The organism is Sphingobium sp. LMA1-1-1.1, assembly GCF_040676365.1.
Lineage (GTDB): Bacteria > Pseudomonadota > Alphaproteobacteria > Sphingomonadales > Sphingomonadaceae > Sphingobium.
Genome location: NZ_JBEGHS010000045.1, coordinates 444,789 through 452,174 on the forward strand (window position 1 = coordinate 444,789; position 7,386 = coordinate 452,174).

Genomic DNA, 7,386 nt, shown 5'->3' on the forward strand with positions numbered 1-7,386 from the left:
GCCGTCGATCGCTTCGTTCCGCGAAGCGCCATGCGGGGGCGGAGGACAAAGCGCGCGCCCCCTATGCCGCCGGCTAAAGCCGCCTGAACCGCATGCCGCCGGACAGTTGCCAGTGCTGGGGATGCCGGCGCATCACCGACAGATGGGCGAGGGTCAGCGTCAGGCAGAGGATCGCGGCAGGGATCGCGACGGCCTGCGCCACTGGCACCAGCAGCGCGGCCGCCGTCGTGAAGATCGTTCCGCCCAGCGCCATCAATGTCGCGCCCGGCTCCCCATCCGGACCGCGCAACCAGAAGACGCAGCCGCCTATGCCCAGCGCAAAGGCCATGGCGAAGCGAGCAGCCTGGGCCGGCTCCGCCAGGCCGCAGCCGATCAGCAGCAGCAGGATCGCTCCGGCCAGGCCACGACGCGGCAGGCGGCCGAGCAGATTGGCGACGACCGGATAGATCAGCAATTCGCCCATGGCGATGGCGACCAGAATGGCCATGGCAAGGCGGCCCTGCTCCAATCCGGCGAAGAGCGCGACAGCCGCGATCCCGGCCCAGGGCATCAGCCGCAGGGGCGCCATGCGGATATGGCTGATCCAGCCGCGCAATCCCGCGCGGGTTTCCCACCGCCGGTCCGCCAGCCGCAACTGGAAGGCGGCGACGATGAACAGGGCCTCCGCGCTCCAGGGCAGCAGGGACGGCATGATCAGCGGCGCGGCGAGCACCAGTCCCAGCAGCAGCCCATGCGCCACTCCCAATATCTTCAACTCGCCCTTCATGCGGGACTCCCCTGCGCGACTGCCGTTGCGGGAAATAACGGCTGGCGCGCGGCCAACTTGCGTTTCCGGGTCAAATAGGTGTCGAGGCCGATCTGCAGCGACAGCATCATGAAGATGAAGGGCTGGTAGGCGATGCCCACGAACAGCGATCCCACCATGTAGATGACATGCCCCTGCTGCAGCGCGAGCGCGAAGGGCGATACCCATGCCTCATCGCCTTCCCGCGTCCGGTACAGGCGCCGGATCGCCTCGGTGCGGATGAAGCAGGTCAGATGCAGCAGCGCCCACAGGAAGAAGCCGAAATAGCCCTGCTCGCCCAACATCTCGAAATAGGCGCTGTGATAGGCGCGGCCATGATCGGTGATGATGCGGTTTTCCATGCGCGAACCGGCAGCGTCGATCACCCGCTCCTGCATGACATAGGTGAATTTGTTCTGCAGATAATTGTCGAAGCCGCCGCCGCCCGGATGCTCGCGCACATAGTCCAGCGTCCATTTCCACACGGCCAGGCGGGTCGAGGCGCTTTCGTCCTGGCTGTGATTCTCGATAGTCGACATGCGCTGCGTGAAGCTGGCGGGCAGGAAGGGGATGGCCGCCAGCGCCGCGACAGCCATCAACGGGCCATAGAGGAAACGCCGCTTCGACCGCATCAGCATCAGCCCTGCCAGGATGGCGATGCAGACAATGCCGGTGCGCGCCTCCGTGCCCAGGGGCATCAGCAGGCAGGCGAAGCAGAGCGCATAGGCGAACAGCTTCACCCGCCAGTCGGGTGGGAAGACGGTGCCATGCCGGGACAGCCAGAGGATCAGCGGGATCAGCGAAATGGCCACGGTCGAGATGATGCTGCCTTCGTAGAGGCCGCTATTATTGTCGACCATCAGGTTCAGCACGCCATAGCCCCCCCCCGACAATGCCGTCTTCATGCCGCCATTGATGATGATCGTGCTGGCGCAGAGTACCATGAACAGGGCCAGCGCCTCGATTCGCAGGCGAGTGCGCAGGGTGACGGGCAGGAAGATGGCGAACAGCATCGCCTTCCACACCCAGCCCCATTTGGTCGCGGCGTTGATCGGGAAGTCCGCGGTCGCCGTGGTATAGCCGCACCAGGCGAGCAACAGCAGCAGGATGAACTGCCGCGCGGACAGGCGGCAATCCTTCTTGTCGTCGACCAATATCCACGCTCCCACCGCCAGCACGAAGGCGATGAAGGAAATGGGAATGCTGTTCAGCAGGAAATAGGAAAGCCGCTGGGGCGAGACGATGTCGATATAGGCATAGACCGCGATCAGCAGGAAAGGCCGCCGGAATCCGGCCAGGAAGAAGGCGCCCAGGAAGGCGACGAAGAACAGGTCACGCATCGCCGCCCTCCGCTCGCGGGTCGGACGGGTCGCGATCCAGGTCAGGCCGCGACAGCAGCCGCCAGGCCGCCAGCAGGATGACGCCATGGCTGATGAGAAGGGAAAGGGCGTCGATCATCGCGTGTGTTGCGGGCCATCCATTATCTGCAAACTGCTCCTGCGAAGGCACTCGAGTGAGACGAGCGGCTCGCGAGAGCCCGGTCCAGACGGCAGAACTGGACTCCTGCCTTCGCAGGAGCACCTCGTACTGAAGCCTGAACCATCCCACCCCTAACCCAACAGAGTTGACGGCCCGTTAAACCTTTTCCGGCAAGACTCAGGGCCATGACACGGATTCTGCCAGATCCCCGGATCCTTCATGTGCTGGACCACAGCCTGCCCATGCACAGTGGATATACCTTCCGCACCCGCGCGATCCTGCGGGCGCAACAGGCAAAGGGGTGGGAGGTGCGCGGCATCACCGGCCATCGCCACGCCGCGCCGGGTCCGCTGGAGGAGATAGTGGACGGCCTGCATTTCCATCGCACGCCGGGCGAATCGACCGGCGCCCATGCGCTGCTGCGCGAATGGCGCGATATTTCCGCCCATGCCGACGCCATCGATGCGCTGGTGCGCCAGTGGCGGCCCGACATCATCCACGCCCATTCGCCGGTGCTGAACGCCATCGCCGCGCAGAAGGTGGCGAAGCGGCACAATATCCCCATGATCTACGAAATCCGCGCCTTCTGGGAGGATGCGGCGGTGGGCAACGGCACCGGGACGGAGGGCAGCCCCCGCTACTGGCTGACCCGGCAACTGGAAACTCATGCCGTCCGCACCGCCGATGCGGTCGCGGTGATCTGCGAAGGGCTGCGCGGCGATCTGGTGGCGCGGGGCATCGATGCCGCCAAGATCATCGTCTCGCCCAATGGGGTCGACATGGACCAGTTCGGCACGCCCGTCCCCCGCGATCCCGCGCTGACCGCGAAACTGGGGCTGGATGGCGCCGACGTCGTCGGTTTTATCGGCAGCTTCTACGATTATGAGGGGTTGGATGATCTCATCGCCGCGCTGCCGAAACTGGTGCGCGCCCGTCCGAAGGCGAAGCTGCTGCTGGTCGGCGGCGGCCCGCGCGAACAGGCGCTGCGCGACCAGGCCATGGCCTCTCCCTTTGCCGACCATATCGTTTTCGTCGGACGCGTGCCGCACGATCAGGTCGAGGATTATTATGCGCAGGTCGATATCCTCGCCTATCCGCGCAAATCGATGCGCCTTACCGATCTGGTGACGCCGCTGAAGCCGCTGGAGGCCATGGCGCAGGGCCGGCTGGTCGCCGCATCCAGCGTCGGCGGCCATCGCGAACTGATCGAACATGGCGTCACCGGCACGCTGTTCGCGCCCGACGATCCGCCGGCCCTTGCCGCCGCGCTGGCCGGGATGTTCGCGGATCGCGGCTTCTGGGATGAACGGCGTGCGGTGGCGCGCGCCTTCGTGGAGCGGGAGCGTAACTGGTCGTCAAACATTCTTCGCTACGAACCTGTCTACCGGCAATTGCTGACGCGCCCGGAGCGGGTGCGGGCGGCGGCGTGAAGAAATGAGCGGGCGCAAGAGCATTTGGGCAAAGGCGCTGCTGGCCGCTCTGGGCGCCGGGCTGCTCCTCTTCTCCTTGCCGGTCGGGCTGGTCGAGACGGTCGTGGCATCGAGCGGCCTCAGCGAAGCCATGCCGGCCGCCGCGCCGCCACTGGGGTTGAAGGCCCGGCTGCTGTTCGCGGGATTTGGCGCCGCCATGGTCCTGGGTCTGGCCTGGGCGGGGCAAAGGGAAAGGCGCGTCGCTCTGCTGACGCATGACAAGCAAGGGCGCGAAAGCGGCGCCGCAGGAGTGAGTGAAATGGGTTTTGCATTGTCGAAGCTGAACTGGCTGTCCCGCGGCCGGAGCAAAACGGGTCCGGCGCTGCGCCGGAGCGACTCGCATCCCGACGCGCCGGCACGTGCGCCGATCTTCGCCAGCCGCGACTTTGGCGGACTCGACATCTTTACCCGCACCGCGCCGCCAGCCGAGGAGGAGGCGCAGGCCGCCCCGTCCGGCGGTCTCGCCATTTCCGGCGCGCCGGAGAAGATGACGGAGGAAACGGCCTTCGCGCGCCTTCAACAGGCATTTTCGCCGGAAAGCAGCGCCGAAACCGGCCCTGAAACCCGCCCGGAAGCCGTCGATGCCGATCCTGCGGAGATGGCGCAGCCCGCGCGGGCGAGACCCGCTCCCATCGCGCATCTTTCGCTGGCGGAACTGACCCAGCGGCTGGAGCAGGGCCTTGCCCAGCGCAAGCGCATGGGCCGGCCCGTCTCCGTCCTGGCCGACATGCCGGTGGAAACTGCCGTTCCGGTGCGCGACGAGGTCGAACAGGGCGTGGACGAAGCCCTGCGCGCCGCTCTGGGGACTTTGCGCACCATGACTGGCCGCGCCCGGTAAATCGGCAGGCGAGGATGCGCTGAAGGGCAACCCCTCGCTCCAGATCCCTTGTTTTCCTCGATTTGCTGACCAGCGATCGGTTGCGATCGCCTGGCCATCGCCCTGATGACGCTCACCAATCTTCTATGGTGAGCGCCGACAATTCCATCCGCTCGCCATCCGGCGCCGGATGACGGCTGTCGATGCGGATGTCCGCGACGAAGTGGCCGGACAGCATCCACTCCGCCTCCTCGATTCCCTCGGCAAAGGCCGCACTCCGCTCTGCCGCGTCAGGTCCGGCCAGGGTCAGCGCGATGATGTGGCGCCGCCCCTGGAACAGCGCGCTGGCCCATGGACGGCTGGCGGCGCGCTCCACCAGGACCGTTCCTCCCGCCCGCTCGATCAGTTGCGTCATCAGACGGGGCAGGGGATCGCGCGCGCTCATGGCCTGCATGCCGTCCCGCACGCGATCGATGGCGCTTTTCCGGATGTCCATGCTTGTCATTGTCCGGCGCTCCTGCGATAGTTGTTCATGAAATGTTCCACACGTCTCCTCATTCTGTCCCCCGGCTCGCGACCCTTGCGCAGGTCGAAGACCAGCCGCGGATCGCGAACGCTCTCACGGCCGAACCTGGTGGCCGGGACGCCGTTCTCCCGCAGGAACTTCTCGACGGCACGAAGCAGCATTCCCCTGTTACTCCTTTGCTTTAGCGACTCGCCCGATGCGATCCGCAGGTTTATTCCTATCTCTTACCCTATTTCCTACTTGTCTAGGAAAAATCCTAGATGTAGAAGGAAAGCATGACAGGGCATCAGGAAGATCCGCGAATCGTGCTGGAACGGCTGATTGCCGAGCGGGGGGAGAGCTATTCCGACATCTCGCGCCTGCTGAACCGCAATCCCGCCTATATTCAGCAGTTCATCAAACGGGGCACGCCGCGAAAGCTGGATGAGGAGGACAGGCGCCTGTTGGCCCGCTATTTCGGCGTGGCGGATGAGATGCTGGGCGGATCGGCCCCGCTTGGAACACCGCCGGCCAAGCTTCGCTCCCTGCCGTCGGTGGTCAGCGTGCCGCGTCTGTCGCTGGGTGCTTCGGCCGGGCCGGGATCGCTGGACGAGGATGAGCGGGCGGCCGGCCTGATGGCCTTCGACGCCAACTGGCTCCGCCATCTGGGTGTCCGGCCGCAAAAAATATCCATCATCCGCGTCGACGGCGAATCCATGGCGCCGACGCTCAGCGACGGCGATGAGATCATGGTCAATCATGACGATGATGCAGGTCGATTGCGCGATGGCGTCTATGTGCTGCGGCTTGACGGGGTGCTGATGGTGAAGCGGGTGGCCCTGGGGCCGCGCCGGGGCTTTTTCTCCGTGCTCAGCGACAACCCCCATTATCCCGACTGGATCGACATCGATCCGGCGCTGGTGATGATCGTCGGTCGGGTGGTATGGACCGGCAGACGATTGGTTTAGGCGACTGGTTAGGAGGCAGGCTTTTGAACGACAATGGCGCGGTCATCCGCAAGGCCATGGAATGGCGCGGCGCCCGGCTGGGGCTGGCGACGGTTGTATCGACCTGGGGCTCCGCACCCCGGCCGCGCGGCAGCCATATGATAGTGCATGAGGATGGCCGGTTCGAAGGCAGCATCTCCGGCGGATGCGTCGAGGCCGACGTGCTCCAGCGCGCCGCGGAGGTGATTGCGGGCCGACCGGCGCATCTGGAGAGCTATGGCGTGGCGGATGGCGACGCCTGGGCGGTTGGGCTGCCCTGTGGCGGGGAAATCAGCGTGCTGGTCCAGCCGCTTGGCCCGGACGGCTTCGACCCCGCATTGCTGGATCGGATCGCGGCGGAGAGCGGGCAGGGCAGGGCGCTCACCTTGTCGACCGATCTGGCGACCGGCCTGACCCGCGAAGGAGTGGTGGAGGGGCAGTTCCACAACCGCTACGATCCCCCGCGCCGCATATTCATCGTGGGCGCGGTTCAGATCGCCCAGTCGCTCAGCGCGCTGGCGCAGGCGATCGGCGTCACGCCGGTGATCATCGATCCGCGGGGCCGCTTCCTGACGTCGGAGCGCTTCCCCGGAGTCGAACTGGACGACCGCTGGCCGGACGAAGCGGTCGCGGCCCGCTTTCCCGGTGAATCCACCGCAATCGTGACGCTCAGCCACGACATAAAGATCGACGACCCGGCTCTGGTCGCCGCCCTGCGGGCGCCCACCGGCTATATCGCTGCCCTCGGATCGCGCAAAAGCCATGCCGCGCGGTTGGAGCGGCTGGCCGCACTGGGTTTCGCTGCAGAAGAGCTGGCGCGGATAGACGGTCCCGCCGGCCTCGACATTGGCGCGATAGGCGCGGCCGAAATCGCCCTTTCCATCGCCGCCGGCATGGTCGCCGGCTTCAACGCCAGGCGCTGATCCGATCCTGCCCAATCGGATCGCCGCTCTGGATCCCTCGTTTTCCACGATTTCTGGGCCAGCGATCCGTCCTAGCAGCACTTCCCCCCGTTTTTGCCGCCATAGCGCGCCTCCTGCCGCTCCCGGAAAAAGGCGGTGCGGTCCATCGGCGCCCGATCGGGATGATGCGCGCGCATATGCCGCAAATAGGCGTCATAATCGGGCACCCCGACCATCATGCGCGCCATCTGACGCAGCCGGTGGAGGAAGAGGCTCATTCCGCCGGCACCAGTTGCGCCGGGATTTCCCGCGCCGTGGACCCCGCCACCTTCCGCGCCGCGAGACAGGTGCGAATGGTGAAGACCAGCACCGCCAGCACCACGAACAGGAAGATCGCGACCAGCGCCGCGTCGATCCGGTCGTTGAAGATGATCTGCCGCATCT

At 65.9% G+C, this 7,386-nt stretch carries 10 protein-coding genes; 4 read left to right on the forward strand and 6 right to left on the reverse strand.

Translation table 11 applies throughout. From position 1 onward, the window contains the following. Window positions 1-73: 73 nt before the first annotated feature. The 3 genes from MRBLMA1_RS18975 to MRBLMA1_RS18985 are packed head-to-tail and all read right to left on the reverse strand — an operon-like array spanning window position 74 to window position 2,242. Complete coding sequence (locus MRBLMA1_RS18975; protein WP_363738926.1) at window positions 74-766, reverse strand: hypothetical protein; 693 nt, start codon at window positions 764-766, stop codon at window positions 74-76. Then, window positions 763-2,124, reverse strand: coding sequence for a putative O-glycosylation ligase, exosortase A system-associated (locus MRBLMA1_RS18980; RefSeq protein WP_363738928.1), 1,362 nt, complete (start codon window positions 2,122-2,124; stop codon window positions 763-765). The genes MRBLMA1_RS18975 and MRBLMA1_RS18980 overlap by 4 nt, the downstream gene beginning before the upstream one ends. Then, window positions 2,117-2,242, reverse strand: coding sequence for a hypothetical protein (locus MRBLMA1_RS18985; protein ID WP_363738930.1), 126 nt, complete (start codon window positions 2,240-2,242; stop codon window positions 2,117-2,119). Before MRBLMA1_RS18985 ends, MRBLMA1_RS18980 begins: the two co-directional genes overlap by 8 nt. 206 nt (window positions 2,243-2,448) lie before the next feature. Here MRBLMA1_RS18985 and MRBLMA1_RS18990 point away from each other — a divergent pair, with 206 nt between their 5' ends. Then, window positions 2,449-3,693, forward strand: a complete 1,245-nt coding sequence (locus tag MRBLMA1_RS18990; protein WP_363738932.1) for a TIGR04063 family PEP-CTERM/XrtA system glycosyltransferase — start codon at window positions 2,449-2,451, stop codon at window positions 3,691-3,693. 4 nt (window positions 3,694-3,697) lie between these two features. Continuing rightward, a complete protein-coding gene (locus tag MRBLMA1_RS18995) occupies window positions 3,698-4,570 on the forward strand; it encodes a hypothetical protein (RefSeq protein ID WP_363738933.1) in 873 nt (290 codons plus the stop codon). A gap of 112 nt (window positions 4,571-4,682) precedes the next feature. Here MRBLMA1_RS18995 and MRBLMA1_RS19000 read toward each other — a convergent pair whose 3' ends face one another. Together MRBLMA1_RS19000 and MRBLMA1_RS19005 are read right to left on the reverse strand one after the other, a co-directional pair. Beyond that, window positions 4,683-5,045, reverse strand: a complete 363-nt coding sequence (locus MRBLMA1_RS19000; RefSeq protein ID WP_414714725.1) for a hypothetical protein — start codon at window positions 5,043-5,045, stop codon at window positions 4,683-4,685. Between the two features lie 5 nt (window positions 5,046-5,050). Then, window positions 5,051-5,236 (reverse strand): hypothetical protein, encoded by a 186-nt coding sequence (locus MRBLMA1_RS19005; RefSeq protein ID WP_133653459.1) that lies wholly within the window; start codon window positions 5,234-5,236, stop codon window positions 5,051-5,053. A gap of 114 nt (window positions 5,237-5,350) precedes the next feature. On the opposite strand from MRBLMA1_RS19005, the gene MRBLMA1_RS19010 reads away from it, so the two are divergent. Continuing rightward, a complete protein-coding gene (locus tag MRBLMA1_RS19010) occupies window positions 5,351-6,022 on the forward strand; it encodes a S24 family peptidase (protein WP_363738936.1) in 672 nt (223 codons plus the stop codon). Between the two features lie 23 nt (window positions 6,023-6,045). Then, the gene (locus tag MRBLMA1_RS19015) at window positions 6,046-6,963 is read left to right on the forward strand and encodes an XdhC family protein (RefSeq protein ID WP_363738938.1); all 918 of its coding nucleotides are present in this window, start codon (window positions 6,046-6,048) and stop codon (window positions 6,961-6,963) included. Window positions 6,964-7,034: 71 nt separating this feature from the next. On the opposite strand, the gene MRBLMA1_RS19020 is transcribed toward MRBLMA1_RS19015, so the two are convergent. Continuing rightward, the gene (locus MRBLMA1_RS19020; RefSeq protein ID WP_133653456.1) at window positions 7,035-7,220 is read right to left on the reverse strand and encodes a YbdD/YjiX family protein; all 186 of its coding nucleotides are present in this window, start codon (window positions 7,218-7,220) and stop codon (window positions 7,035-7,037) included. Window positions 7,221-7,386: the final 166 nt, after the last annotated feature.

Bases quoted from the DNA above. Each gene is read 5' to 3' on its own strand.
- MRBLMA1_RS19000 (WP_414714725.1), bottom strand. From the start codon at position 5,045: ATGGACATCCGGAAAAGCGCCATCGATCGCGTGCGGGACGGCATGCAG.
- MRBLMA1_RS18995 (WP_363738933.1), top strand. From the start codon at position 3,698: ATGAGCGGGCGCAAGAGCATTTGGGCAAAGGCGCTGCTGGCCGCTCTG.
- MRBLMA1_RS19010 (WP_363738936.1), top strand. From the start codon at position 5,351: ATGACAGGGCATCAGGAAGATCCGCGAATCGTGCTGGAACGGCTGATT.
- MRBLMA1_RS19020 (WP_133653456.1), bottom strand. From the start codon at position 7,220: ATGAGCCTCTTCCTCCACCGGCTGCGTCAGATGGCGCGCATGATGGTC.
- MRBLMA1_RS18990 (WP_363738932.1), top strand. From the start codon at position 2,449: ATGACACGGATTCTGCCAGATCCCCGGATCCTTCATGTGCTGGACCAC.
- MRBLMA1_RS18975 (WP_363738926.1), bottom strand. From the start codon at position 766: ATGAAGGGCGAGTTGAAGATATTGGGAGTGGCGCATGGGCTGCTGCTG.
- MRBLMA1_RS18985 (WP_363738930.1), bottom strand. From the start codon at position 2,242: ATGATCGACGCCCTTTCCCTTCTCATCAGCCATGGCGTCATCCTGCTG.
- MRBLMA1_RS19005 (WP_133653459.1), bottom strand. From the start codon at position 5,236: ATGCTGCTTCGTGCCGTCGAGAAGTTCCTGCGGGAGAACGGCGTCCCG.
- MRBLMA1_RS18980 (WP_363738928.1), bottom strand. From the start codon at position 2,124: ATGCGTGACCTGTTCTTCGTCGCCTTCCTGGGCGCCTTCTTCCTGGCC.